This window comes from Enterococcus sp. DIV1444a, from assembly GCF_051712125.1.
Taxonomy (GTDB): Bacteria; Bacillota; Bacilli; order Lactobacillales; family Enterococcaceae; genus Enterococcus; species Enterococcus faecalis.
This window is the reverse complement of sequence record NZ_JBIOOG010000001.1, coordinates 1,540,289-1,566,166: the sequence shown is the minus strand read 5'-3', so window position 1 is coordinate 1,566,166 and position 25,878 is coordinate 1,540,289. Positions and strand designations below refer to the sequence as shown.

Annotated in this window: 29 protein-coding genes and 1 pseudogene; 23 read left to right on the top strand and 7 right to left on the bottom strand. The window is 37.4% G+C overall.

The features are described from left to right. Positions 1-9: 9 nt before the first annotated feature. From IGI87_RS07710 to IGI87_RS07700, 3 genes are all read left to right on the top strand, one after another. Positions 10-477, top strand: coding sequence for a LapA family protein (locus IGI87_RS07710; protein ID WP_104853690.1), 468 nt, complete (start codon positions 10-12; stop codon positions 475-477). Between the two features lie 154 nt (positions 478-631). Further along, positions 632-2,944 (top strand): single-stranded-DNA-specific exonuclease RecJ, encoded by a 2,313-nt coding sequence (gene recJ, locus IGI87_RS07705; protein WP_438736574.1) that lies wholly within the window; start codon positions 632-634, stop codon positions 2,942-2,944. Positions 2,945-2,946: 2 nt separating this feature from the next. Beyond that, positions 2,947-3,459: an adenine phosphoribosyltransferase gene (locus IGI87_RS07700; RefSeq protein WP_002357441.1), complete on the top strand. Its 513-nt coding sequence runs from the start codon at positions 2,947-2,949 to the stop codon at positions 3,457-3,459. Positions 3,460-3,565: 106 nt separating this feature from the next. On the opposite strand, the gene IGI87_RS07695 is transcribed toward IGI87_RS07700, so the two are convergent. Beyond that, entirely contained in the window at positions 3,566-3,763 is a 198-nt protein-coding gene (locus IGI87_RS07695) for a hypothetical protein (protein ID WP_002360203.1), read from the bottom strand. Positions 3,764-3,956: 193 nt separating this feature from the next. Beyond that, positions 3,957-4,610, bottom strand: coding sequence for a PAQR family membrane homeostasis protein TrhA (gene trhA / locus IGI87_RS07690; RefSeq protein ID WP_162782485.1), 654 nt, complete (start codon positions 4,608-4,610; stop codon positions 3,957-3,959). A 131-nt stretch (positions 4,611-4,741) separates the two neighbouring features. Between trhA and IGI87_RS07685 the strand changes: the two genes are divergently transcribed. From IGI87_RS07685 to IGI87_RS07630, 12 genes are all read left to right on the top strand, one after another. Further along, entirely contained in the window at positions 4,742-5,584 is an 843-nt protein-coding gene (locus tag IGI87_RS07685) for a DegV family protein (RefSeq protein ID WP_002357444.1), read from the top strand. Between the two features lie 103 nt (positions 5,585-5,687). After that, positions 5,688-6,587 carry an SGNH/GDSL hydrolase family protein gene (locus tag IGI87_RS07680; protein WP_162782484.1) on the top strand — a complete coding sequence of 300 codons (900 nt, stop codon included), beginning with the start codon at positions 5,688-5,690 and terminating at the stop codon, positions 6,585-6,587. Next, positions 6,580-7,233: a YpmS family protein gene (locus IGI87_RS07675; RefSeq protein WP_002377303.1), complete on the top strand. Its 654-nt coding sequence runs from the start codon at positions 6,580-6,582 to the stop codon at positions 7,231-7,233. The genes IGI87_RS07680 and IGI87_RS07675 overlap by 8 nt, the downstream gene beginning before the upstream one ends. 16 nt (positions 7,234-7,249) lie before the next feature. Further along, entirely contained in the window at positions 7,250-7,765 is a 516-nt protein-coding gene (gene msrA, locus IGI87_RS07670) for a peptide-methionine (S)-S-oxide reductase MsrA (protein ID WP_002357448.1), read from the top strand. A 5-nt stretch (positions 7,766-7,770) separates the two neighbouring features. Then, the gene (locus IGI87_RS07665; protein WP_002357449.1) at positions 7,771-7,989 is read left to right on the top strand and encodes a YozE family protein; all 219 of its coding nucleotides are present in this window, start codon (positions 7,771-7,773) and stop codon (positions 7,987-7,989) included. 230 nt (positions 7,990-8,219) lie between these two features. After that, the gene (locus IGI87_RS07660; protein WP_162782482.1) at positions 8,220-9,662 is read left to right on the top strand and encodes a S41 family peptidase; all 1,443 of its coding nucleotides are present in this window, start codon (positions 8,220-8,222) and stop codon (positions 9,660-9,662) included. A gap of 18 nt (positions 9,663-9,680) precedes the next feature. After that, the gene (gene lepB, locus IGI87_RS07655) at positions 9,681-10,235 is read left to right on the top strand and encodes a signal peptidase I (RefSeq protein ID WP_438736573.1); all 555 of its coding nucleotides are present in this window, start codon (positions 9,681-9,683) and stop codon (positions 10,233-10,235) included. A 114-nt stretch (positions 10,236-10,349) separates the two neighbouring features. After that, positions 10,350-10,799 carry a hypothetical protein gene (locus IGI87_RS07650; protein ID WP_162782481.1) on the top strand — a complete coding sequence of 150 codons (450 nt, stop codon included), beginning with the start codon at positions 10,350-10,352 and terminating at the stop codon, positions 10,797-10,799. 148 nt (positions 10,800-10,947) lie between these two features. After that, positions 10,948-11,316 (top strand): GntR family transcriptional regulator, encoded by a 369-nt coding sequence (locus tag IGI87_RS07645; RefSeq protein ID WP_002357453.1) that lies wholly within the window; start codon positions 10,948-10,950, stop codon positions 11,314-11,316. Next, positions 11,313-12,167, top strand: a complete 855-nt coding sequence (locus IGI87_RS07640; protein WP_242365827.1) for an ATP-binding cassette domain-containing protein — start codon at positions 11,313-11,315, stop codon at positions 12,165-12,167. The genes IGI87_RS07645 and IGI87_RS07640 overlap by 4 nt, the downstream gene beginning before the upstream one ends. 1 nt (position 12,168) lies before the next feature. Next, entirely contained in the window at positions 12,169-12,900 is a 732-nt protein-coding gene (locus IGI87_RS07635) for a hypothetical protein (RefSeq protein WP_104853681.1), read from the top strand. 123 nt (positions 12,901-13,023) lie between these two features. After that, the gene (locus tag IGI87_RS07630; RefSeq protein ID WP_242365829.1) at positions 13,024-13,992 is read left to right on the top strand and encodes an NADP-dependent oxidoreductase; all 969 of its coding nucleotides are present in this window, start codon (positions 13,024-13,026) and stop codon (positions 13,990-13,992) included. A gap of 78 nt (positions 13,993-14,070) precedes the next feature. Here the strand turns inward: IGI87_RS07630 and IGI87_RS07625 are convergent, their stop codons facing one another. The 4 genes from IGI87_RS07625 to IGI87_RS07610 all read right to left on the bottom strand — a co-directional run bounded on the left by IGI87_RS07625 (position 14,071) and on the right by IGI87_RS07610 (position 17,010). Further along, positions 14,071-14,673, bottom strand: a complete 603-nt coding sequence (locus IGI87_RS07625) for an alpha/beta hydrolase (protein WP_104853679.1) — start codon at positions 14,671-14,673, stop codon at positions 14,071-14,073. Positions 14,674-14,685: 12 nt separating this feature from the next. Beyond that, positions 14,686-15,648 carry a ring-cleaving dioxygenase gene (locus tag IGI87_RS07620; RefSeq protein ID WP_317095373.1) on the bottom strand — a complete coding sequence of 321 codons (963 nt, stop codon included), beginning with the start codon at positions 15,646-15,648 and terminating at the stop codon, positions 14,686-14,688. A 10-nt stretch (positions 15,649-15,658) separates the two neighbouring features. Then, positions 15,659-16,087 (bottom strand): MarR family winged helix-turn-helix transcriptional regulator, encoded by a 429-nt coding sequence (locus IGI87_RS07615; RefSeq protein ID WP_010824678.1) that lies wholly within the window; start codon positions 16,085-16,087, stop codon positions 15,659-15,661. A gap of 128 nt (positions 16,088-16,215) precedes the next feature. After that, positions 16,216-17,010: an SDR family NAD(P)-dependent oxidoreductase gene (locus IGI87_RS07610; RefSeq protein WP_368552375.1), complete on the bottom strand. Its 795-nt coding sequence runs from the start codon at positions 17,008-17,010 to the stop codon at positions 16,216-16,218. Between the two features lie 251 nt (positions 17,011-17,261). On the opposite strand from IGI87_RS07610, the gene IGI87_RS07605 reads away from it, so the two are divergent. Next, entirely contained in the window at positions 17,262-17,960 is a 699-nt protein-coding gene (locus IGI87_RS07605) for a DUF7006 family protein (protein WP_368552374.1), read from the top strand. 104 nt (positions 17,961-18,064) lie between these two features. Beyond that, positions 18,065-18,787: a TraX family protein gene (locus IGI87_RS07600; protein ID WP_431447921.1), complete on the top strand. Its 723-nt coding sequence runs from the start codon at positions 18,065-18,067 to the stop codon at positions 18,785-18,787. A 59-nt stretch (positions 18,788-18,846) separates the two neighbouring features. Here the strand turns inward: IGI87_RS07600 and IGI87_RS07595 are convergent, their stop codons facing one another. Continuing rightward, positions 18,847-19,881 carry a YdcF family protein gene (locus tag IGI87_RS07595; protein WP_280210557.1) on the bottom strand — a complete coding sequence of 345 codons (1,035 nt, stop codon included), beginning with the start codon at positions 19,879-19,881 and terminating at the stop codon, positions 18,847-18,849. A gap of 282 nt (positions 19,882-20,163) precedes the next feature. Between IGI87_RS07595 and ptb the strand changes: the two genes are divergently transcribed. From ptb to IGI87_RS07565, 6 genes and pseudogenes are all read left to right on the top strand, one after another. After that, complete coding sequence (gene ptb / locus IGI87_RS07590) at positions 20,164-20,985, top strand: branched-chain phosphotransacylase (protein WP_438736572.1); 822 nt, start codon at positions 20,164-20,166, stop codon at positions 20,983-20,985. Between the two features lie 17 nt (positions 20,986-21,002). Continuing rightward, positions 21,003-22,085 carry a butyrate kinase gene (gene buk, locus IGI87_RS07585; protein WP_202496499.1) on the top strand — a complete coding sequence of 361 codons (1,083 nt, stop codon included), beginning with the start codon at positions 21,003-21,005 and terminating at the stop codon, positions 22,083-22,085. 5 nt (positions 22,086-22,090) lie between these two features. Continuing rightward, positions 22,091-23,500: a dihydrolipoyl dehydrogenase gene (gene lpdA, locus IGI87_RS07580; protein WP_033624577.1), complete on the top strand. Its 1,410-nt coding sequence runs from the start codon at positions 22,091-22,093 to the stop codon at positions 23,498-23,500. A gap of 10 nt (positions 23,501-23,510) precedes the next feature. Continuing rightward, on the top strand, positions 23,511-24,503 hold the full coding sequence (locus IGI87_RS07575) for a thiamine pyrophosphate-dependent dehydrogenase E1 component subunit alpha (protein ID WP_438736571.1): 993 nt from the start codon (positions 23,511-23,513) through the stop codon (positions 24,501-24,503). Between the two features lie 21 nt (positions 24,504-24,524). Further along, entirely contained in the window at positions 24,525-25,511 is a 987-nt protein-coding gene (locus tag IGI87_RS07570) for an alpha-ketoacid dehydrogenase subunit beta (protein ID WP_113794091.1), read from the top strand. A gap of 22 nt (positions 25,512-25,533) precedes the next feature. Further along, a pseudogene (locus IGI87_RS07565) lies at positions 25,534-25,704 on the top strand (biotin/lipoyl-containing protein); the annotation flags it as partial. Positions 25,705-25,878 lie beyond the last annotated feature (174 nt).

The following is a 25,878-nucleotide window of genomic DNA, read 5'->3' as shown; positions in this document are numbered from 1 at the left end:
GATCAAGTCATGAAAAATCAATGGCGTGTTATTTTGGGCCTTGTGTTGGTCTTAATTGTTGTTATTTTTGCTGTTTTAAATAATCAAGCTGTTCCAGTAAACTTTGGTTTTACTAAAATTAGTGGACCGTTAATTTTAATTATTTTAGGTTCTGCAATTATTGGTGCACTAGTTGGATTACTAACCTCGACGACCACTATTTGGAACCAACGTAAGGAATTAAAATCTTTACAAAAAGAGTTGGATATTTACAAAAATGATATGGATAAATTAGTCAAAGAAGAAACGGAAAAAGTTCAACGTTCTTTTGATAATCAATTGGCTGATTTGCAAGCCAAACAAGCGGTAGCCACACAAGTCTCAGAACCAGTGGTAAACGAACAAACATCAAACACAGAAGTAGACGCAACGCCTGTGTCAGGTAGTCGTATTGATCGTTATGTGAAACCTCGTGTGAATGAAGAGGAACAAAAATAAGTAAGAGACTTTATCGCTAAGTTTCTTTTAAAATTAAACTGTGATATCTGCTATTTATCTAACAGATATCACAGTTTTTTTCTCAGATTTAAAAAAATGCTTTCTTTAGTTTTTGGGAAAATTTTGCTATAATTACTTGGTTAGGAGTGACGTCGTGAAAAAATCAAACTATCAATGGCAGTTACAGACAAAGACAGAATTACCTGTAGAATTTATAGAACAATTAAAAAAAGAAGAAATTAATCCAGTAATTGGCCAACTTTTATGGCACCGCAATATCCGGACAGAAGAAGCATTACGTAAGTTTCTACATCCAACTATCGAAGATATTTATGATCCGTTCTTAATGCATGATATGGAGAAAGCGGTAGCCCGCATCCAGCAAGCTGTCGAAGCGGGTGAACAAATCCTTATCTATGGGGATTACGATGCAGATGGCATCACTAGTACCACGGTTATGAAAGAAGCAATCGAATTAGTCGGTGGCATGGTTCAGTACTTTCTACCGAATCGTTTTGTTCATGGATATGGACCTAATAAAGACGTATTTGCTGAACAAATTGAACAAGGAGTTCAATTAATTGTAACCGTTGATAATGGTGTAGCCGGACATGAAGCAATTAGCTACGCTATGGCTCAAGGGGTAGATGTAATCGTTACAGACCATCATGAATTGCCTGAACAATTACCAGAAGCCTATGCGATTGTCCACCCTAGGCATCCACAAGGAGACTATCCTTTTGGAGATTTAGCTGGTGTTGGCGTGGCTTTCAAAGTCGCTACTGCGTTACTTGGTGAATTGCCAATTGAGTTATTAGATTTGGTAGCAATTGGGACAATTGCTGACTTGGTTTCATTAACCGATGAAAATAGAACGTTTGTTAAAATGGGCCTGCAAATGATTCAAACTGGTGATCGAATTGGTTTAGACGTTTTACTACAAGAAGCGGGTGTGAAAAAGGAAGCTGTTTCAGAAGAATCAATTGGCTTTACCATCGGACCTCGTTTAAATGCGTTAGGTCGATTAGGGGAAGCCGCACCAGGTGTTGAATTGCTGACTACATTTGATGAAGAGCAAGCGCTGGAAATCGCTAAATATATCGATCAACAAAACAATGAACGAAAAGACATTGTAGCGACGATTGCCAAAGAAGCGCTAGAATTAGTCGACCCGCATGCGCCGGTCCACATTTTAGCGAAACAAGGCTGGCATGAAGGCGTCTTGGGGATTGTCGCGGGTCGCATTATGCAAGAAACGGGAAAACCAACCATTATTTTAGCAATAGATGAATCTGGTAAAACCGCAAAAGGCTCTGGACGTAGCATTAGCGCATTGAATCTCTATGAGGCGTTGAACGAAGTGCGTGAGCAATTCACTCATTTTGGTGGGCATCATATGGCAGCGGGAATGACTTTACCTGTTGAAAATATTCCTTTTGTTCAAGAACATTTGGCACACTTTATTGAAAAAAATCAAATTGATATGGCTAATGGACAAGAGTTACTCATTAGTGAGAGCTTAGCGGTTTCGCAGGCAACGACTGCTTTTATTGATCAATTGCGTATTTTAGCGCCTTTTGGGACTGATAATACTGTTCCAACTTTTGTATTTAAGGAAATCACGCCTACGCAAATTCGTCAAATTGGTGCAGATAATGCACATCTGAAATTTCAAATGAATCAAGAAGGGGCACAATTGGATGCAATTGCTTTTCAAATGGGGCCTCAAGCGGATGAACTAGCACAAGGAACTGCCGATGTGGTAGGACAACTTTCCATCAATGAATGGAATGGTCGTAAGAAGCCACAATTAATGGTGACCGATTTTGCTGTATCGGGAAGACAATTATTTGATTTTCGTGGGAAAAATAATCAAACGAAACCAATTCCTTCAGAAGCAACAGCTTATCTTTTGTTTGATGAAAAAAATCAAAAATTCATTTCAGATCCAACCGCTAAAATGATCGTTTGGTCAAGCCAAGAAGAATTGGTGGAAGCTGTTTCTCAAAATAAAATCGAACAACTGGTTTTTGTCGACTGTCCTGTGGAAGCAATCACAGTCAAAGAAATTGTTGAAGCGACTGAGATACAACGTATATACATGATGTTTATTTCACCAGAAGAAGCTTATTTAAACGGTATGGCTTCACGTGAACAATTTGCAACATTGTATAAATTTATTTTGCAGCAAAAAGAAGTAAATCTACGTTCTCAGCTATCAAAGGTGGCAAATTACTTAAATATCCAAGAAAAATTATTAATTTTCATGATACAGGTGTTTTTTGACTTAGGATTTGTTACAATAGAAAGCGGTGTTTTAAACAGTATTGAAAAACCCAACAATCGACCATTGACTGAAAGTCAAGTATACCAACAACGATTGAAAAAAATAAAAACAGAAGAATTTCTACTTTACAGTGATTGTCAAACAATACAACAGTGGCTGTGGAATGAGGAGGACAAATAAAAATGGATTTAAGAGATTACATTGCAAGCATTCCAGATTATCCTGAGAAAGGGATCGTGTTCCGTGACATTTCTCCATTAATGGCTAATGGGGATGCCTACCGTGAAGCAACGAAACAAATCGTGGATTACGCGAAAGAGAAAAGAATTGATATGGTTGTAGGACCGGAAGCTCGTGGCTTTATTGTCGGCTGTCCAGTGGCTTATGAACTAGGGGTCGGCTTTGCTCCGGTTCGTAAAAAAGGAAAACTTCCTCGTGAAACCATCGAAGTGACTTATGATTTAGAATATGGTTCAGATACATTAACGTTGCACAAAGATGCCATTACACCAGGTCAGCGTGTTTTAATTTGTGATGACTTGTTAGCAACTGGCGGTACAATTAAAGCAACCATCGAATTAGTCGAACAATTAGGTGGTATTGTGGTTGGTTGTGCGTTCCTAATTGAATTAATGGATTTACACGGCCGTGATAAAATTGATGGCTACGATATTGTTACCTTAATGGAATATTAATCTAATTTAATTAGAAAGAGCGAAGGAATTTAATCCTTCGCTCTTTCTTTGACATATTTATAAAAACGGAGCGTAGCTTGGGGGGAACACACCGTTTTATTATTTATTAAGGGAACTTACGATAAACGTATCTTGCTTGCTGTTGTTTACGTGTACGTGTATAACGCTTCTCATCCCATGACATAAACCAAAGAATAAATAACGGCGTCACGATCATAAAAGCAAGACGTAATCCTAATGTTCCCAAAAAAATACCGATAACCAATACAAAAAATAAAAATCCAACACGACGAATTGCTTCCATGTGTATCACCTCTTCATTTGATTCGAACTAGTGTTCGTATTGTTATTATACGAATGTATGTTCGTTTTGTAAAGTCTTTTCTACTAATTTATGTTAAAATAATTCGAAAAGAAGAATATTCCTTTATAATAAAGAGATTTAGGGCAATAAAAGAACACGATGCTCAAAGCATCGTGTTCTTATTGTGCTGTGATTACGTATAAAAGAGAACAGAAAAATACATGAGGATTGCGGCAAGCATGACGAACAAGTGCCAAACTACATGCATAAACCGCACATTTTTCAATGAATAGAAGGCTGCGCCTAATGTGTAAGCCACGCCCCCTGCGACCAATAACGCTGTTCCTGTAAACCCAAGAGATTCATATAACGGACGAGCAGCGATGATACAGAGCCAACCTAAAACAATATAAATAATCGTTGAAATGTTTTTCACTGTTTCTTGTTTATGCAACGTGAGGGATTTATAGACAATACCGACGATGGCGATTAACCAGACTAAACTAAACAAGGTCCAACCTAACCAACCGCCAATACTAATTAAGCAAAACGGCGTATAGCTGCCAGCAATCAATAAGAAAATAGAACTATGATCGAAGACCTGAAAGACCTTTTTGGCTCTTGTAAAAATTAAACTATGAAATAACGTTGAAGATAAAAAAAGTAGAATCAACATGGAGCCATAAATAGCATAAGATACCACGTGAATTGGTGAGCCTAAACGAGCCCCTTTAACGAGTAAAATGACTAAGCCAGCAATACTTAAACCTGCGCCTATGCCATGCGTAACTGCATTTAAGACTTCGTTCACGATTAGGTATTTTTTGGAGAAATGCGTTTTTTCCAATAAATTCACTTCCTTTATTTTAATTTGATGAAAAATTCGGCAGTGTCTGTTATACTATAACTAGATAATTAACCGTTTAATGGTATTCTACCATGAAAACAGGTTCCTTTTAAAGAAAGAGTGATAAATTTATGACAAACGTTAAAATCGTAACGGATTCTTCATGTACGATGGAAAAAAGTCTTAGAGATGAATTAAATATCCATATGATGCCTTTATCAATTATGGTTGATGGCGTTGTTTATCCAGATGATGATCATTTGCCAGGCGAAAAATTTATGGACATGATGGCTAATGCGAAGGCCTTACCCAAAACCAGTCAACCACCAATTGGTGAATTTGTAGAATTATATGATCGCTTAGGTGAAGATGGCAGTGAAGTAATTTCGATTCACATGACAAAAGGCTTAAGTGGAACGGTTGAAGCGGCCCGTCAAGCTAGCAACTTATCATCAAGTAAAGTAACGGTGATTGATAGCGATTTTACAGACCAAGGTTTGTCTTTCCAAGTTATTCAAGCAGCAAAATTGGCACAAGCGGGAGCGGGTGTTCCAGAAATTTTAGCTGAAATTGAACGCGTCAAACAAAATACTAAATTATACATTGGCATTTCAACATTGGATAATTTGGTTAAAGGTGGACGAATCAGTCGCACAACAGGATTATTATCAAACATTTTTAATATGAAAGTTGTCATGGACTTTGAAAATACGGAATTGATTCCTGTAGCGAAAGGCCGAGGCGTTAAAACGTTTAATAAATGGTTTGACGAATTGAAATCAGAATTAAGTAAGATTCCAAATGTTCGACAAATTGGTATTTCTCATGCGGATGGGCTAGAACTAGCAAATGGATTCAAAGAAGGATTACAAGCAATCTTTAAAGACATGGATATTCCCGTATTACATACGAATCCAGTCATTGCAACACATACAGGAAAAAATGCCTTTGCTATTATGTACTATACAGACTAAGAAATAACGAGGTTGGGTCTCACTCTTAAATGAGTAGACGCAACCTCTTTCTAACAAGAAAAGGAAAATTTCTTGTTGGTTTATTTAAAAGGAAGTGACGAAGATGAAAAAACAAACACAGCATATTTTGCTGACCGTCTTAACACCTATCCTCATTGCGCTAGGTGTTTTTACATTGTTAAGTGTGGCCATCCCCAAAGCGAAACCACTATTAAAGCAAGAGAAAGTGGCCACAACTGCTCAAAAAAATCAAAAAGAAGTCATTCATTATACAGCAATAGGTGATTCTTTAACTGAAGGAATTGGCGATTTGACGAATAGTGGAGGTTTTGTTCCCATTGTGGCGGATGATTTAAAAGAACACTACAACTTGAATGGTGTTCAAACAGACAATTTTGGGAAAAATGGGGATCGTAGTGACCAAATTTTAAAGCGAATCAAAGAGAAACCTGAAATTCAAAAGGGGCTTGCCTCTGCGGACGTGATTACGCTAACGGTTGGTGGCAATGACTTAATGAAAGTAATTAGTAGTAATATTTTCGATTTAAAAGTCAGCTCGTTCAATCGTCCACAAAAAGCTTATCAGCGCCGAGTAAGACGATTACTTGAAGAAATCCGCGAATACAACGAGAAAGCCCCTATTTATGTCTTAGGAATTTACAATCCCTTCTACTTAAACTTTTCCGAAATTACAGAAATGCAAGAAATCGTTGATAACTGGAATCAAGCAACCAAAGAAATGGTTCAAGAGCAAAAACGAGCCTATTTCATTCCTATCAATGATTTACTCTATAAAGGTCGTGGCGATGAAGTTGGCGTAACTGGTGGCGACTCAGAAACTACAGGAAGTAGTGCTAGCAAAGAGGATTTAAACAATTTGTTATATGAAGAAGACCGCTTCCATCCGAATAATCTTGGCTACCAAATCATGGCTGGAGCTGTCCGGGATGAAATGGTCAAGACAGAGAAAGAATGGATAACCAAATCAGAAGGTAGTGAATAAAATGAATGAAGAAAAGCCAAAAACAAGTAAATCAATTAAAAAGACACAACCAACCAATCCTAAACGAAATCCCTGGAAAATCGCTTTTCTTGTTCTAGTGGGTTTAGTCATTGGTAGTGTAGCTTTCGTGACATTTCGAGCAACACAAGTTCGCGAACCAGATTTAAAGAAAATACCAGCAATTGTTGAAAAAGAAGGCGAGCCAGTGGTCACCATTCAGTCAAAAAAACAACAAGTGAACAAACTGATTGACTTTTATTTAGCCGACTTTCAAAAAGGTTCGGAGATCAAATATAAATTTTATTTAGAAAATGATGCTTTATTAAATGGAACATTTCAGGTGTTAGGGCATGACATTCCTTTTTACTTATATTTTGATCCTTACGTGATGGCGAATGGTAATGTACAATTAAAAGCAAAAAGTTTATCTATAGGAACGTTAGGCTTGCCAATTAAAGAAGTATTGAAATTTGCTAAACGTTCTTACAAACTACCTAAATGGGTTGAAATCAATCCGGATGATCAAACTGTTTTATTACGTTTAGATCAGTTTAGAATGCAAAATGGTCTATTTGTTCGAGCAGAAAAGATTAATTTAGTTGACGATGACATTCGGATGAATATATACTTGCCAAAAGAGAAATAAAAAAGGAGTGTTAGAGATGGAAGAAAAAGCAATTTTTGCAGGCGGCTGTTTCTGGTGTATGGTGCAGCCTTTTGATACACAACCAGGGATTATCTCAGTTGTTTCGGGTTATACAGGTGGGCACGTGCCTAATCCAACATATGAACAGGTTCTAACACACACAACAGGCCATACGGAAGCAGTAGAAATCACTTTTGATCCAGCGATTATTTCTTACGAACAATTAGTGGATATTTATTGGCAACAAACGGATCCTACTGATGCTTTCGGTCAGTTTCAAGACCGCGGCGATAATTATCGGCCAGTTATTTTTTATCGTTCTCAAGAACAAAAAGAAATTGCTGAGAAAAGTAAAGAACGTCTAGCTAATAGCGGCCGTTTTACAGAACCAATTGTTACCACCATCGAACCAGCAGCACCATTTTATCCTGCTGAAGAATACCATCAAGACTTTTATAAAAAAGACGCTTTGCGTTATGGATTGTCCCATCAACGTAGAAGTGAATTTATCGAAGAAAAATGGAGTGACTAATTTACATGAGACGAAGCTTTTACCATTACTTAATGACATTAAAAGGTCCGGCTAAAGATCCTGAAACTGATTTTGCCAATGAAGCGGCCAAAGATATTCAGTTTCCAAAACAAACCGAGGATTATCATGAACTTTCTTCTTATTTAGAAATGAATGCTGACTATTTAAGCAACATGGACATCTTTGATGAGTTATGGGAAAAGTACCTTGAAAACAATAAATAAATCCAGAGCGTGGGACAAAAATCACTTTGGATTTTTGCTCCACGCTCAAAAACTGATAAACGGCGGGAACAGAAGCAACTCCTTCGGAAATAAGCCGGAATTCTCCAAAAATTAAAGAACAATTTTCGGAAATTCCTTCTTATTTCTCGGAGTTAAACGCTTCTGGTCCGACCTCTTTTTTCATTCATGTTATAGTAAACAAAAGTAGTGACGAATTTGTTAGAAATGAGATGAAATCTATGAAGAACAAACGAACTGTTCCTTTTTATCAATATATTATTTCGCTCCTCTGTGTCGCATTTTTAGCTGGAGGAAGTAGTTATATTTATTTTGATCATCGTGTTAAAAAGATGAGTCAAGAAGGGGCAATTACCAATGCTGATTTAAGCAAAGTGCAGGATTTATATAATGAAATTAGTACCAATTATGTAGGTGAAGTAGATAAAAATGAATTAGTTGAAGGCGCCTTAAAAGGCATGTCTGAAGCTATTGGAGACCCATACTCAACTTATCTAAATGAATCTGCTGCCAGTGATTTAAATGAAAGCTTATCTGGCGATTTTGAAGGAATTGGTGCCACTATGACAATGAAAGATGGCGAACCAGTTGTAGCAGAGGCCCCTGTAGCAGATTCCCCAGCTGAAAAAGCGGGAATCAAAGAAGGCGATATTATTGAAAAAGTTGATGGTACAGCTACAAAAGGGATGAAACTAGCAGAAGTCGTATCAAAAGTTCGAGGTAAAAAAGGGACTTCCGTTGAATTGACTATCCAAAGAGAGGGAGAAACTAAAAATATCTCAATCAAACGTGGGAAAATTCCCGTTAAAACAGTGACTGGTGAGTTAGACAAAAAAGATGCACAAATTGGCTCGATTAAAATTACGTCCTTTGGTAAAAAAACATATCATGAATTGAAAGAAACAATCACGAATTTACGTGCCAAAGGAGCTAAATCTTTTGTAATTGATGTACGCCAAAATCCTGGTGGACTGCTAGATCAAGCAGAGCGAATGGCCAGTATGTTTTTAAAAAATGGCGAAACAATTGTTCAATTTGAAGACAAAAAAGGACGTACGATGAAAGAAGTTGCTTCCAAAGAATTAGACGACGGCTTTAAAGTAAAAGAACCTGTTGCAGTGATCATTGATGGCAATAGTGCCAGTGCATCCGAAATTTTTGCTGCAGCACTGCATGAATCTGCGAATGTGCCATTAATTGGAACGAAAACATTTGGCAAAGGAACGGTCCAAACGGTGAAAGATTTAAATGACCAAACAGAAATAAAATTGACTGTTTTAAAATGGTTAACACCAAAAGGCGAATGGATCAACGAAAAAGGAATTGAACCAACCATCAAAGCTGATTACCCCGAGTATGCCTATTTAAAATTGATTCCTCGCGATAAAACGCTAAAAGAAGGAGATCAATCTGAAGATATTCAGAACTTAAATGCTATTTTAGCTGTATTAGCGTATCCTGTTGATGAAAACAATGCAAACTACACCGCAGAAACAAAAGCAGCGGTTAGCGATCTTCAACAGAAAAATGGCTTGCCTGTAACTGGAGAAATCGACAATGAAACAGCCACAAAAATTGAAGCCACTTTAGGTAAATTAATTCTTGAAAATGACGCTGCCTACGATACAGCAGTCAAAGAAATTCAAAAAAACTAGAAAAAAGGTGGCACGAAGTTGAAGAAGAAACGTGATTATGTTGGGTATATAATGTATTTTCTGAAAATCTTAGTACCAGCAATCGTAGCCGTTTTTATTTTAAGAGGATTTTTCCTGATTCCTGTTCGGGTGGATGGCCATTCCATGCAAAAAACCTTGAATCAAGGAGATATGATTGTGATGGAAAAATTCTCCGCAATTAAACGGTTTGATGTGGTGGTCTTTAAAACAGACACAGGATCGATTCTGATTAAACGTGTGATTGGCTTACCAGGAGAAGCTGTGCGTTACGAAAACGATCAATTATATGTTAATAATCAGCCGATCGCTGAACCGTATTTAACTAAAAACAGAAAAAAAGATCATGAAACGGTGCCTTACACTACGAATTTTGATTCAAAAGAATTGTTAATGCAAGAAAAGTTACCTAAAGATAGCTATTTTGTGCTGGGTGATAATCGCCGCATGTCCAAAGACAGCCGTTCTTTTGGTGCAATCCAGGCAGATCAAATCTTAGGGAAAGCACAATTTGTTTATTACCCACTCACTCATATGAAGATCATTCCTAAATAAGTAAGACCGCTAGCTCGTTTATTTAAATAACGGCTAGTGGTCTTTTCTAATCTGAAAAATTGTTCTCTTAGCTGAAAAATGTTAAGGTTAAAGTAATGATAGATGTAGGAGGTCATGCAAATGATTAGAAAAACAATTTTAGCAAGTTCTATCTTAGGTATTGGGTTACTGATTAGTGCATGTGGGAATCAAACCCAAACTCAAATGAATTCAACTAATACCAGTGAATCATCACAGGTTAAAGTAACTGAATCAAGTCGCAAGTCATCTGAAAGTGCGTCTAATAACGAAGCAATATCAAGCGATTCTAGCAAATCCACAAGTTCCACTACAGAATCAGAAATTTTAAAAGGTCTGGCGGAAGAAAAAACGCTAAAAGAAAAAATTCCTTCCTTGACTCAAACAACGATTAAAAAAGTCACTGATAATGAGTATAAACGCATTCTTGTGATGGAAGAAAAGGCTACAGGAACGACCTATAAAAGTATTTTGATAAAAAAACAAAATCGCTTAAAAATTGTCAACGAAACAACCGATGAATTGTTATATAATGGAACCTTATAAAAATGAACGCATTCAATAAACCTAAAAGTAAAACCATTGTTTTCAAAGAAAAATTTCTTTGGAAACAATGGTTTTTTTGTTGACAAAAAAATCCCTAAGATATATAGTTAGTTACATAAGTAGTTAACCGTTTAAGCGAGGTGTTAAAATGGAATTTAATTTTTCGGGGGAAAAGCCTTTATTTCAGCAAGTAGCTGATCAGATTGCTGAAGGAATTTTTAATGGCGCTTACTTAGAAGGCGAACAAATTCCCTCAACCACAGAAATATCAAAAAGTTACCAAATCAATCCAGCCACCGTTTTAAAAGGAATGAATTTATTAGTAGAACGACAGTTGATTGAAAAGAAACGGGGGATTGGCATGTTTGTCTTACCAGGCGCTCAAGAGAGAGTAAGAAGTGCACGGAAAGAAGAATTTTTAAATAAAGAAGTCTTAGAAGTTGTCGCAGAAGCTAAAAAATTAGGGATTACAGCTGAACAATTAAAACAACTAATTGAAAGAGGGTATGACGCATGAGTTTGCGGGTGGAATCAGTAAGTAAAAAATATCATCAAAAAAAAGCACTAGATAATATTTCAATTACTTTTGAAAAAGAAACGATTTATGGGCTCTTAGGCAGAAACGGGGCTGGTAAAAGTACGTTATTAAATATCATAAATAATCGAAGTTTTGCCACTTCAGGTTCCGTTCAATTGGCGGGAGAAACAGTGACCGATAATGAGGCTGCTTTGAATCATATTTACTTAATGAGTGAAGATAATTTGTTTCCCCCTCAGTTAAAAATTAAAGATATTTTCAAAACGACTGAAGGTTTTTATGGATCCTTTGACTGGTCTTTAGCCGAACAAATGTTAAGTGATTTTGGTTTAGATGGTAAAAAGACATTCAAAAAATTATCAACTGGTTATCGAAGTATTGCTAAACTAATTGTGGCGCTATCCGTTCCCTGTGAGTATATTTTTTTAGATGAGCCAGTCTTAGGTTTAGACGCCAATCATCGGGAATTATTTTATACTTATTTAATTGAGACATACCAAGAACGTCCCCGTACGTTTGTGATTTCAACCCACTTGATTGAAGAAATTGCAAATTTATTAGAAGATATTATCATCATTGATCAAGGAAAATTGATTCGCGCAGAATCCATTGAAACAATTTTGAAAAATGGTCGCATTATTTCGGGACCGAAAGAACAAGTAGAGCGCTATACTCAGTCATTGGAAATCTTAGGCATGGACACTTTAGGTGGGGCAGTTACGGCTTACGTGTACGGCGACTTGCCGACTGAAAAAGCAGAGGTTCAAATTGCGCCGCTAAATTTACAAACGTTTTTTGTGCAATTAACCAATAGAAAGAAGGAAAAGTAAAATGAAATTTAAAACAGCTTTGCAGTATCGTGTGATTTATCAAGCCCGTTCCTTAGCGATTTATTTTGGCTTTTATGCTTTGTTCGGCATTCTTTTTCCTCTTATTGGGTTGCTCTTTTCTAACGACGTGAATACTGTCAGCTCTGATGCGGTAATTCCTTGTCTAGTTTTTATGGGGATACTATCATTTTTGGGGATGAACACAGATTTTAAACTGTTTATTCAAAACGGGCTTTCCCGCTGGACGATTTTTTTGGTGAATTTTGTAAGTAATGCTATTTTATCTTTGGTTGGATCCTTCGTTGTACTTGTGCTGATTAAAGTATTTAGCGGCAATTTCATTTCTCATTTTCAATTATCAATGAAATTAATTGATGTCTATGCGCAAGGAAACTTTTTCATGTCGTGGTTGCTCTTTTTTATCTTATTAATGCTTACCGGCTCACTTGGCTTGTTAGCAGGTGTCTTTAATGATCGCGTAGATGGCGTAAAAAAAATCATTGTTTTGCTGCTGTTATTAATGATTCCTATTTTACTGGGCACGATTGCACAATTAGGGGGGGCACCAATGCGCCTGAGAATGCTTCACGTCTTGCAAGCAATGGTTGGTTATCAATCCACTGGTTTTACTGTCCTGCCACTTTTTCTGACAATTAGTTGCTTTGTTGGCATTAATCTTGGTTTGGCCTATTTATTGAATAAACATCGTGAAATTAAACGCGTAAATGCATAACTAATTAAATTAAAACAGATCGAGATTAATAATGAATACACTTTCTCTCAAAACAACAACATTTAATTAAAGCATATTCTTATATAAAAAGAAGGTAATAGGCGTATACTAAAAGTGTGAAAAATGAAACAAATGAGAGGAAGTTGGTTTATGAAAGCTGTTGTGATTAATCAGTACGGAAGTAAAGAGGTACTTGAAGAAGCCGAAGTAACACTGCCAGAATTATCGGAACATCAAGTGTTGATAAAAGAATACGCGACATCAATTAATCCGATTGATTGGAAATTGCGTGAAGGATATTTAAAACAGATGTTTGATTGGTCCTTTCCGATTATTCTTGGTTGGGATGTCGCTGGTGTGATTACAGAGGTGGGGAGTCAAGTAACGGATTGGCAAGTTGGCGATAAAGTTTTTGCTCGTCCTGAAACTACTCGTTTTGGCACCTATGCAGAAGTAACGATTGTGGATGATCATTTATTAGCAAAAATCCCTGAAACAGTTAGCTTTGAAGAAGCTGCTGCCGTTCCGTTGGCTGGTTTAACCGCTTGGCAAGCATTGTTTGATCATGGTCACCTTAAAGAAGGAGAAACTGTTTTAATTCATGCTGGTGCAGGTGGGGTCGGTACTTATGCGATTCAATTAGCAAAAGAAGCGGGCGCACATGTCATCACGACCGCTAGCGCAAAAAATCATGCCTTACTGAAAAAAATTGGTGCAGATGAAGTGATTGATTATCATACAACGAATTTTGCAGAAGTGTTAGCTGATATTGATTTGGTCTTTGATACAATGGGTGGCGAGGTTCAAAAAAATAGTTTTGATGTCTTGAAACCAAACACAGGTCGTCTTGTTTCAATTGTGGGCATTGAAGATGAACAATTGGCAGCCGAAAAAAATATTTCTGCTGAAAGTATTTGGCTGCAACCAAATGGAGAACAATTACAAAAAATTGCTGATTTGATGGCAGCTGGAAAAGTGAAATCAATTATTGGTGAAGTTTTCCCTTTTTCTAGACAAGGGATTTATGATGCCCATGCACTTAGTGAAACGCACCATGCAGTTGGTAAAATAGTTGTTCAAATGACAGAATAAAAAGAACCTCAGACAGTGGATTATCTTAAAATATGAAAAATGGGCCTAAGTCATTTCGACTTAGGCCCCACTTTTTTGTTAAGAGGACAGATGTCCCAACCAAGTTTGTGTTTCCTTAATTTCTTGATAAGTTAATTGATGACTTTGTGTCCAAACCTCTTGTACGGTTGCTCCATGATTCTGAAATAATTGAATCACACGCATACTCTCAGGCAGTGGGACAATCGGGTCATGCTCTCCTAGAGATAATAAAACAGAAGTGTTGGTCAAGTCTGGTTGATTGGTTAATTCAACAGGAAACATGGGATGATAGAGCACAGCTTGATGGTAGCTATCGGAATGAGTAAGCAGTAATTGAATAGCGATATTAGCTCCATTTGAATAGCCAATAAAAATAATTTTATCCAATGAAAATTGATGCTCGTTAGCGGCTTGTTGAATAAATTTATGAAGCGCCTCGCCACGTTTTTCTAGATCTTCTAAGTCATAATGACCTTCCGCTAGGCGCTTAAAATAACGATTCATCCCATTTTCTGAAACATCACCCCGAATACTTAGTACAGTGGCTTGTTTATTTAGCTCTTGGGAAATTGGTAGGAGGGATGTTTCATCACCCCCAGTACCGTGAAGTAGCACAAAGACAGGTGCTTCGGAATGTCCTTTTTTAAAAATTGAATGCATGTTTTTTCCTCCTTAGGCTCGTTTTGTATTGAAAGGCTTGATAACACTCTCAATATACTCACGACGGTTTTCTAAAAATGGCGCAAGAGATAACTTTTCTCCTAATGTTTCGTAAGGTTCATCTCCCATAAATCCTGGTTCATCGGTAGCTAATTCGACTAAAATATGCCCAATGCGAACATACAATGACTCAAAATAATAACGATCGACATAACCAGAGTTTTGTAAGCCTAAATGATCAAAGAGCGCTTGCCAAGTCCCAAGTGATTTACGGTCCGCTAGGCGGAATGCAACGTGATGTACTTCACCATATCCTTGTTGCGCTTGTGAGCTAGTATCATCGTCTACCAAAATGACTTGGGCACCATTGCCACCTTGGCCAACTTCAAGTAAATAGCGATTGCCTTCTTGTGCCACTACGTGAAAGCCTAGAATTTCTTCAAAGACTTCTTTGAATTCATGAAAATAGGAAATAGCTATTTCGACAGGTCCTAAGCCATAAATCGCAAATTCTGTAGGGACGGGTCCTTTTTTCCAAGGGGTGCCCGCTGCAACGCCCTGATTTAATTCATCAGAAATTAATTGATACGCTTGCTCATCAAAATCCCAGAAGCGAAGGATCTTTTTGCCAAATTCTTCAGAAATACCTGTGTGTTTGACAGCAAATTCATTAAAGCGATTTTCATAATAAGTCAAAGCTGCATCTGAAGGAACTCGGAACCCTGTCCTTGAAATTGTATTGGTTCCTTTTAAGCCTTTAGGGTTATTGGGAAAATCGAAAAAGGTCATGGTTGTACCTGGTGTACCCAAATCATCGGCAAAATAGGTGTGGTAAGTATAGATATCATCTTGATTCACGGTTTTTTTGACTAAACGCATCCCTAAAACGTCTGTAAAGAAGTGATAGTTTTTTTCTGCATCACTTGTCATAGCTGTAACGTGGTGGATTCCTAATAATTGATCTTCTTTTTTCATCATTATTTCCTCATTTCGTTTCATTTGTTATTTTTCGTAAAGTTTTTTGAAGAAGAGTTAATTCTTCAGAAGAGAGTTGTTCAAATGCTTCTGCAATTCGCTTTGCATGCGTCGGGAAAATTTCTTTAATTAATGTTTTTCCAGCTTCTGTTAATTCAACGTAAGTAATGCGTCGGTCTTTTTCACTGGGGGTGCGCGTTACATAGCCTTTTTTATGTAATTGATCAATAACATAAGTGGTGCTACTGCTAGCGATTAAAATTTTCTCCTTAATCTTTTGGATGGTCTGAGGACCTTTATGGAGTAATAGCTCTAACACTGAAAATTCTGTAATATTTAAGTCATAACAAGTGACATCTTGCTTGGCAAGTTGCTCTAATTGATGGCTAGTTCTTAATAAACCGATATAGGCTTTTAAGGCTTCTTGCTGTTGGCTCATTGTTTCACCTCTTTTTATTTCGAATTCGAGATAAATATAACTTACTTTTGGTAAGTAATCAATTAATATGCTTAAAAAGACAGCCAGCAAAAAATGTGAATTTTTGCTGGCTGTCTTTTTTATTTATTTTAGAAGATTGTTGGAACTAAGCCGCCATCGATTCTTAAGGCTTCTCCTGAGAAGGAAGAAGAATCTGGGCTGGCCACAAAGGTAACAAAACGACCAATTTCTTCTGGTCGAATGAGTCGTTGGATTTGTGAACGAGAACGATGATTTTTCATGAAATCTTTTTCCCAATCCTCTTTGGGAATGTCTGAATCAGCGTACATATCTTCCAACATTTTTTCTACACCTTCGGTAAGGGTTGAGCCAGGCATAACCGTGTTAACGGTGACATGTGTGCCGACAGTTAAGTTGGATAAACTTTTAGCTAAGGAAAGATTCATCGTTTTTGTCATGCTATATTGGGGCATTTCGCCAGAAGGCATCACCGCTTCTTCGCTAGCAATGAAAATAATGCGACCAAAATCTTGTGCAAGCATTTTAGGTAGATAAGCTTTTGCTAATGCATTGCCTGACAACACGTTCACAGTAAAAAATTTTTCCCAAGTGGCGTCATCGATGTCCCAGTATTCCATTGGTTCAAAAATTCCCATATTGTTCACTAAAATGTCGACTTTAGGGAATTTTTCAAGTAAAGTAGTTCGTTGACTTTCAATGGAAATATCGGCAGTTCCTGCTTGAGGATGAGTGTCTGGAAACATTATTTGTATTTCTTCAACAACTTTGGTTACTTCGGCTTCATTACGCCCATTGATAATGACATCGGTCCCTTCACGAGCCATTTCAATCGCAATTGCTTTGCCAATTCCTTTAGTTGAACCAGTAATTAATGCTAATTTATTCGTTAAGTGTAAATCCATTTAAATCCCTCCAACGTTTGTCTATATCTAGTGTAGGTCTTTTTCTGGACTTTTAAAAGGAAAAAGTTTTTTCGGCCCGCGAGAAACAAGCCCCAATAATTACTTAACAGCTGAGTTTTCACTTTTTGGGCGTAAAACGAGTAATTATTGTCAGTAAAAAAGCGTCACTTTTTTGATAGAATAACTAGAGACGAAATTGGCTAAGACCAATTTTTGTAAAATTGTACATAAAAAAGAAGAGTGGGAATGCTATGAAGAAACAATATTACTGGAATATACCTGATAACTTATTAACCTCGTTAAAGCAGCGGAAAAAGTTATACAGTTTTTATAAAAATGAACAAAATAAGGCAAGAGAATTAGTAGAGAATTGTCAGTCGGTTCTTTTTCCTGAATTAGTCGCTTCGCTGAATAAAATAGATGAGCGGATTAAATTATTAATATTCTATCAAAATTTAGAAGATTGTGAGCTTTCAGAAGAAGAAATTATTACTGTGATTGAGCGAGAATATTTTGTGACTTTTTATGAAACAATTGAAGAACCGACCACTGAAATTATTAGTAGTCATTCTATGTATTATTTATTGCAACAGCCGACTAAAGAAATGCTTTGGGATTTAGACTTTAGTAACATGTTAAAACAAGGTCAGTTAGTTGATTTAATGGATTATCAAAAATTGACCAAATGTTATCAAAAGCTGCAGAATCAAGCTAAAAATTTGATTGAAAAATTAAATAAAGAAACATTTTACACATTCTATAGTCAACTTTTATTGATTGATTGCCAATGTAAATTATTAATAGAAGAGGCGCTTCTAAAAGAAGAATCATTGATGACGGTCGATGAATGCTTAATAGCCATTAAGCAAGAAATTCGAAAAATTCATTTTGAACAATTTAAATACCAACATTATTTATTTGAAGATTTATCTTTGCGGTACCAAGTTTAACGAAAGTGACAAAAAGAATGGTTGAATCTAACAAGAATGTTCGTTGTTTTCTGTTATATAAAAAGATATGATAGTTTCTGTAGAAAAAATAAAGGAGACGATTCATGAACGCAAATCGCTTAAAGTTATTGATGATGGGGTTAATGGTTCTTGACCATATTAGTTATTTTGTTCCGCCAGAATGGGCACTGATTTTTCATGTAATTACTCGTTGTGTCGGTGTTTTTTTTGGTTACATGGCTGTAGAAGGTTTCAACTATACACGGAATGTTTATCGTTACAATGGTCGTTTGTATGTTTGGGCAGCAATCATGTTTGTTGGAAATACGCTTCTAAATCATTTAGTGAATAATCCAGCTGTCGCTGTTCACAACAATATTTTCTTCACCTTAGCCCTTGGTGTCAGTATGTTAATTGTGACAAAAGCGATGCTAGAAATGCCAAAAATCAGTTTAAAAATTGTTTTATTGATTAGTATATTAGCAATTTTAGGAATAGGAGCAATGTTTGCTGAAGGTGGCATTGTGATGTTACCTTTTATGTTGATTACGTATTTAGCCAGAAAGAGACTTGTCTTACGGAACTGTTTATATGGTGCAATAGCGCTCTTTTTCTTAGTTACAAGTTTTCAATGGTTGGGAGATTGGCCAACGACAATTGAAATGTTAGCTTATAATTCTGATTTTATGTTTATCACTGTGTTACCATTTATATCGCTTTACAATGGTGAGAGAGGGAGCAAAGCACCGTTTTTCAAATATTTATTTTACGGATTCTATCCGCTTCATTTATGGCTGATTGCATTGATAGCCAATTACGTTCATTAAACCTTTTTATATTAAAAAAATAAAAATAGCGACTCACAAAAATGTGAGTCGCTATTTTTTTAGATGGGTAAGATACTGATTCCTAAAAGAAGAGTGACAAGCAGAAAAACAAAAAGCACAATTCGTTTATCATGAACCAGTAAGGCAATGTATTCTCGGATTAGAGCAGTTGGTAAAAAATATAAGGCAGTTGGCGCCCCGACACCTTCAGCTTTTAAGCCGACACGATGGGCATACATAGCTCCTCGTAAGACATGATAGTTATTTGTTGAAAAAATAACAGAGGGTTGTTTAGAATCAGACGGCATCTTTTGCCAATCCGCCTGAATGATTGCTTTAGAAAACAACATATTTTCATAAGTGGTTGTGGATTGGTCCTCCATCAAAATTGCTTCTGCAGGAATATTTTGTGAAAGCAAATATTTTTTCATTGCAAAAGCTTCGGCTACAGGTTCGTCAGGACCTTGACCACCGCTGACTACAAATTTAGCGGTGGGGTTTTTCTCATAATATTCAATTCCTTTATCTAACCGACTCTTCAAAAGTGGAGGTACTTCCTCGCTACGAATTCCCGAACCTAAAACAATGATATAATCAACCGCTTTTTTTAAAGGAATCATTTGGTACATCCATGAATACAAGACGTAAGCAGCAAATAGAAAGGTCAGCAAAAGATCCATTAACAATAGAAAAAGTAAGAACAGAAAAAGCACATAAGGTATTTGCGCTGTGCCAACTGATAATAAATATAGAAAGGCTGGTAAAGTAATTAATAAGTTCAGCCCTAGGCCAGCAGACAATTTAGCCGTGACACTTTTGCCTTCTTTCGTCTGCATCGTACGTGAGTTAAAAATAAAGTAAAGGCAAATGCTGATAAACACAGCGGGAATTAATAGATAAGCAATGGCCAAGGTAATTAGGTCGCCATTCTTAAAATGTAAATAAATTTTGTCTAGTCCGATAAATAGTAAGGTGACTAATGACAATAAGGTGCCAGAAGCCAGAGTGATACCGCCGAGGATACTGCGGTTATTAATTTTTAATATACCAAATCCTAGTAGGGCGATAAACAAAAAGAATAGTAGTAGTGCCATTTAATTCCTCCTAAAAATAAGTATCTAAAGTATAACATGGTTTAGAATCTGACATGAATAAACAGCTGTGCCAAAGCATAAGTTTTCCTTTCATTCTTAGAAAAGAAGTTTTTTCATGAAAAGTAAATTAGATAACGATTGTTTAGAGAAGGAAAAGCTTGATTTACTAAGCTTTTCCTTCTCTATAAAAAATATTAATAAGGGCATAAAAATTAACAATTTGTATGCGCTTACATACTGAGGTAGATTTAAAGTGTAAAGAAGAAAAAATGAGGTGAGAAAATGATCACTATTTCAATTGCAGGAGGTTCACAACCAGAGTTTTTACAGTTAGTTAAAAAAGCACTAAAAGAAGCCGAGCAACCGTTGCAGTTTATTGTATTTGATACAAACGAAAATCTTGATACTGAAAATCTCTGGAAATATGTTCATTGCTCAGATGAGGCCGCGGTAGCACAGGAAGCTATCAATTTAGTTGCAACTGGGCAAGCACAAATTTTATTGAAAGGAATTATTCAGACCCACACATTACTAAAAGAAATGTTGAAAAGTGAGCATCAATTAAAAAATAAACCGATTCTTTCCCATGTAGCAATGGTGGAGCTGCCTGCGGGGAAAAACTTCTTGTTAACCGATTGTGCGATGAATATCGCTCCCACTCAAGCGACACTCATTGAAATTGTTGAAAATTCTAAAGAAGTCGCCCAAAAATTGGGACTGCACCACCCGAAAATTGCTTTGTTAAGCGCAGCGGAAAATTTTAATCCTAAAATGCCTTCGTCTGTTTTAGCAAAAGAAGTCACGGCACATTTTAATGGTCAACAAGAGGCCACGGTTTTTGGACCACTTTCGCTTGATTTAGCGACCTCTGAAGAAGCGGTTGCGCATAAACGTTACAGTGGTCCTATCATGGGGGATGCAGATATTTTAGTGGTCCCAACTATTGACGTTGGAAATTGTTTATACAAATCATTGACCTTATTTGGGCACGCCAAGGTGGGAGGAACGATTGTTGGCACAAAAGTCCCAGTCGTTTTAACGTCTAGAAGTGATTCGACAGAAAGCAAATTCCATTCATTAAGATTTGCCATGAGACAAGTTTAAAAAAGGAGCAGAAAACAATGGAAACAGTATTGGTTATTAATCCTGGCTCGACCTCCACTAAGTTAGCGCTTTTTGCTAATCATGATTGCTTGGCGGAAGAAACGCTTAGACATAGCGTCCAAGAATTGGCACCTTTTGAAAATGTTGTCAGTCAAACACCATTTCGAAAACAAATGATCGCGGAATTTTTAGAAACACATAACATCACACAATTAGCCGCTGTCGTGGGGCGTGGTGGTTTGCTTAAGCCTATTCCTGGCGGTACGTATCTTGTCGATCAACAAATGCTAGAAGACTTGCGGACAGAACGCTTTAATACCCATGCTTCAAATTTAGGGGCGATTTTAGCTAATGAGTTTGCAGAAAAATATCACGTGCCAGCCTTTATTGTCGATCCTGTTGTTGTAGATGAGCTACAGCCATTAGCCAGGATTTCCGGATTAAAAGGCATTCAGCGGCGTAGCGTTGGTCACGCCTTAAATCAAAAAGCGGTCGCTCGAAAAATCGCTGAGGATTTAGGGAAAACATATGAGCAAAGCAATTTTATCGTTGTTCATTTAGGTGGGGGCATTAGCTTGGGGGCGCATCAAAAAGGCCGCATGGTGGATGTGGTAAATGGGCTTGATGGTGAAGGTCCTTATACGCCAGAACGCAGTGGTGCCTTACCGCTCGTTGAATTTGCGCAATGGATACTTGAACAGGAGTTAACGATTAGCCAAGTGAAAAAGCTAATTGCGGGGAATAGCGGTCTTAAATCATACCTAGGTGAAACAGATTTACGGCATATCCAAGCACAAATAGCTGCAGGTGATCAAACAGCAAATTACTATTTAAAAGGAATGTGTTACCAAATCGCAAAAAGTATTGGCGAGATGGCCGTGGTTCTTGAAGGCGCAATTGATGCAATTATTTTAACAGGGGGCGCAGCCTATTCGCAAACCGTTGTTCAAGAAATTAGTCAAAAAGTCACTTGGATTGCACCAATTAAGGTTTACCCAGGTGAAATGGAGATGGCTGCTTTATATGAAGGCGTCAATCGAGTATTAACAGGGGAAGAACAAGCTTTAAATTATAGTGAAGCAAAAATTGAGCAGGAGTGATCAAAATGGCGGAACAAACAGATTTACTGATTTTAGGTGGCGGAACAGGAGGCTATGTAGCAGCAATTCGAGCCGCACAAAAAGGGCTAAACGTCACAATTGTTGAAAAATACAAATTAGGTGGCACTTGTTTGCACAAAGGCTGTATCCCTACAAAAGCTTTATTAAGAAGCGCAGAGGTTTTTGATACCTTAAAACAAGCGGCTTCTTTTGGGATTGAAACAGAGGCAGCGTCCATTGATTTTTCTAAAATACAACAACGGAAAGAAGGAATTATTGAGCAGTTACACAAAGGTGTTGAAGGCTTATGCAAGAAAAATAAAATCAAAATTTTAGCAGGCGAAGGTGCAATTTTAGGTCCCTCTATTTTTTCACCAGTCTCTGGCGCAGTGGCAGTTACGTTTAATGATCCAACACGGGAAGAAGAAATTATCGTTCCTAAAAATGTCATTATTGCGACAGGCTCTAGTCCTAAAACGTTACCTAATTTGCCATTGGATGAAGAATTTATCTTATCTTCTGATGGGATGCTTGAATTAGAAGAATTACCAGAATCAATTGCAATTATTGGTGGTGGCGTTATTGGTGTCGAGTGGGCTTCTTTATTAAATAGTTTAGGTGTCAACGTAACTATCATTGAATTTTTGGATCGGTTACTTATAAATGAGAGTGCAACAATTTCTAAAGAATTAAAGAAACGTTTAGAGCAACGAGGAATTAACATTTTATTAGGTAGCAAAGTCCAAGAAGCGAAAGTTACTGGACAAAAGGTTCAAGTAGAAGTTGCAGGACAAGAAACCCTCACCGTTGACAAAGTCATGGTAGCAATTGGACGTCAGCCCAATATCAATAAGTTAGGGTTACAGAATACCTCAGTGAAATATACTGACAAAGGCATTGAAGTAAATGAATTTTATCAAACCACAGAAGGACATATTTATGCGATTGGTGATTGTATCGATACACTTCAACTAGCCCATGTAGCTATGAAAGAAGGTGAGTTAGCTGTTCAGCATCTTTTAGGCGAGACAGTTGAACCTTTAAATTATACAAACGTGCCTCGAGGTGTTTATACAAATCCTGAAATAGCAAGTGTCGGCTATACTAGAGAAACTTTACCAGCAGATAAAGAAGTAGTGATTGGCACCTTTAATTTTAATGGTAATGGTAAATCACTTGTTTATGGAGAAACAGATGGCTTTATAGAAGTAATTCGTGACAAGAATACCGATGATTTATTAGGGGTTTCTATGATTGGCCCACATGTCACGGATTTAATTGCCGAAGCAAGTACTGCTATGTATTTAGATGCCGCGCCCATTGAAATTGGCGAAGCAATCCATGCGCATCCAACAATGACAGAAGTATTGCAAGAAGCAGCCTTAGATACTTATGGCTTAGCGATTCACAAATAGAGAAAGGTTGATGAAAATGAAAGCGCTTAAAAAATCGGGTTTATCCAGAGAAGAATTGATTCAGGCATATCGTGAAGTACTAAGAGGACGTCGTTTAGACGAACGGTTGTGGCAATTAACAAGAATTGGTAAGACCTCTTTCAATATTTCTGGTCAAGGGGCAGAAGTTGCACAAGTAGCGATGGCGATGGCTTTTGATCCTCAAAAAGATTATTTTTTACCGTATTATCGTGATATGACCGCGTGCTTGGTTTGGGGCATGACCTCCAAAGATATTTTAATGGGTTCTTTTGGAAAAGAAGCGGATCCTTCTTCCCATGGTCGTCAAATGCCGAATCATTATGGTTCAAAAGAGCATAATATTGTTTCCTTCTCTTCAACAGTAAGTACACAAATGCCATTAGCGACAGGTGTTGGTTATGCAGCGCAACTTCAAAAAGCTGATTTTGTTGCATTGACCACCACTGGGGAAGGCTCTGCCAATCAAGGAGAAGTCCAAGAAGCTATGAACTTTGCAGGCGTAAAAAAATTACCAGTCATTTTTGTTGTTGAAAATAATGAATATGCGATTTCTGTCCCAATTGAAGAACAGTATGCCAATAAACGAATGGCCGATCGCGCGAAAGCTTATGGCTTTGAAGGTGTAACCGTTGATGGTAGTGATTTTACTGAAGTCTATCTAGCATTTAAAGAAGCAGTAAAAGCGGCTCGCGGGAAAAAAGGACCAAAATTGATTGAATTAATGGTTTCTCGCTTGACTTCTCATTCCGCTGACGATGATCAATCTGTTTATCGTTCAAAAGAAGAAATTGAAGAAATGAAAAAGAACGATGCAGTGAAGCTTTTTGAAAAACAATTATTAGAAGAGGGCTATTTAACAGACGAAGACATTGCCAAAATTGATGAAGAAATTCGTGCAGAAATCAATCAAGCAACCGATGAAGCAGAAGCAATGCCAGATCCTGTACCGACATCAATTTTAGAAGAAGTGTATGCACAATAAGAGAAGAGGAGAAGAAATAAAATGGCTGAGATGACTTATTTAGAAGCAATTAACTTAGGAATTTCTGAAGAAATGGCTCGTGATGAAAAAGTAGTTATTTTTGGAGAAGATGTCGGCGGCGACAAAGGCGGCGTGTTCGGTGTAACAAAGGGCTTGGCTGCTAAATACGGTGACGAGCGTTGTTTTAATACACCGTTAACAGAAGGCTTAATTGGTGGTTTAGCTGTTGGCTTAGGTTTAATGGGCTATCGCGCAATTGGTGAATTTCAATTTGCGGATTATATTTTGCCTGCAACCAATCAATTGTTATCAGAGGCTCGGACAATGCGCTATAGAACAAAAGGCGATTGGACTGCGCCAATCGTTTATCGGACACCTTATGGCGGCGGTGTTCGTGGTGGGCTATATCATTCTCAGTCTACAGAAAAAGTTTTTTGCGGACAACCAGGATTAAGAGTGGTGACTCCATCTAATCCTTATGATGCAAAAGGGATGATTAAAGCAGCGATTCGTTCAGATGATCCAGTCATATTTTACGAACATAAGCGTTTATATCGTTTACTAAAAGATGAAGTGCCTACAGATGATTATATCGTACCAATTGACAAAGCCAATGTCGTTAGAACGGGTAGTGATTTAACCGTGATTAGTTACGGCATGACCTTGCAATTGGCTTTAGCTGCGGCGGAAAAACTAGCCGCTGAAGGAATTGATGCCGAAATCGTCGATGTTCGCTCATTATATCCTTTAGATCGCGAAACATTAGTGGCTGCAGCTAAGAAAACAGGGAAGGTCTTACTCGTAACAGAAGACAATAAAGAAGGCAGCGTGATGAGTGAAATTGCGGCAATGATTGCAGAAGATGCTCTCTTTGATTTAGATGCACCAATTCAACGACTTGCAGGACCTGATTGTCCAAGCATGCCTTATGCATTACCTTTAGAAAGAGAATTTTTAATCAATGAAGAGCAAGTATTAGCAGCAATGAAAGAATTAGCAGAATTTTAATTGAAGTAAGGAGGAAAAATAAATGGCCACAAAAGAAATCAAAATGCCTCATCTAGGCGAAAGTGTCACAGAGGCAGCCATTGTCCAATGGTTAGTTAAACCAGGAGATTCAGTGAAACGCTATGATCCCTTAATGGAAGTCGTTTCTGATAAAGTCACCACGGAAGTACCATCAGATTTTGATGGCGTAGTAAAAGAATTTCTGATTTCTCTAGATACAGATGTGCCCATAGGAACAGCGGTGATGACGTTAGAGACAGAAGAAACAACCGAAAAAACAGAAGAAGCTACTTTAGCACCAGTGAAAGAAGCAAGTGCGGAACAAACACAAGAACATGAAACGGCTGAAACAACAAGCACTGCGACG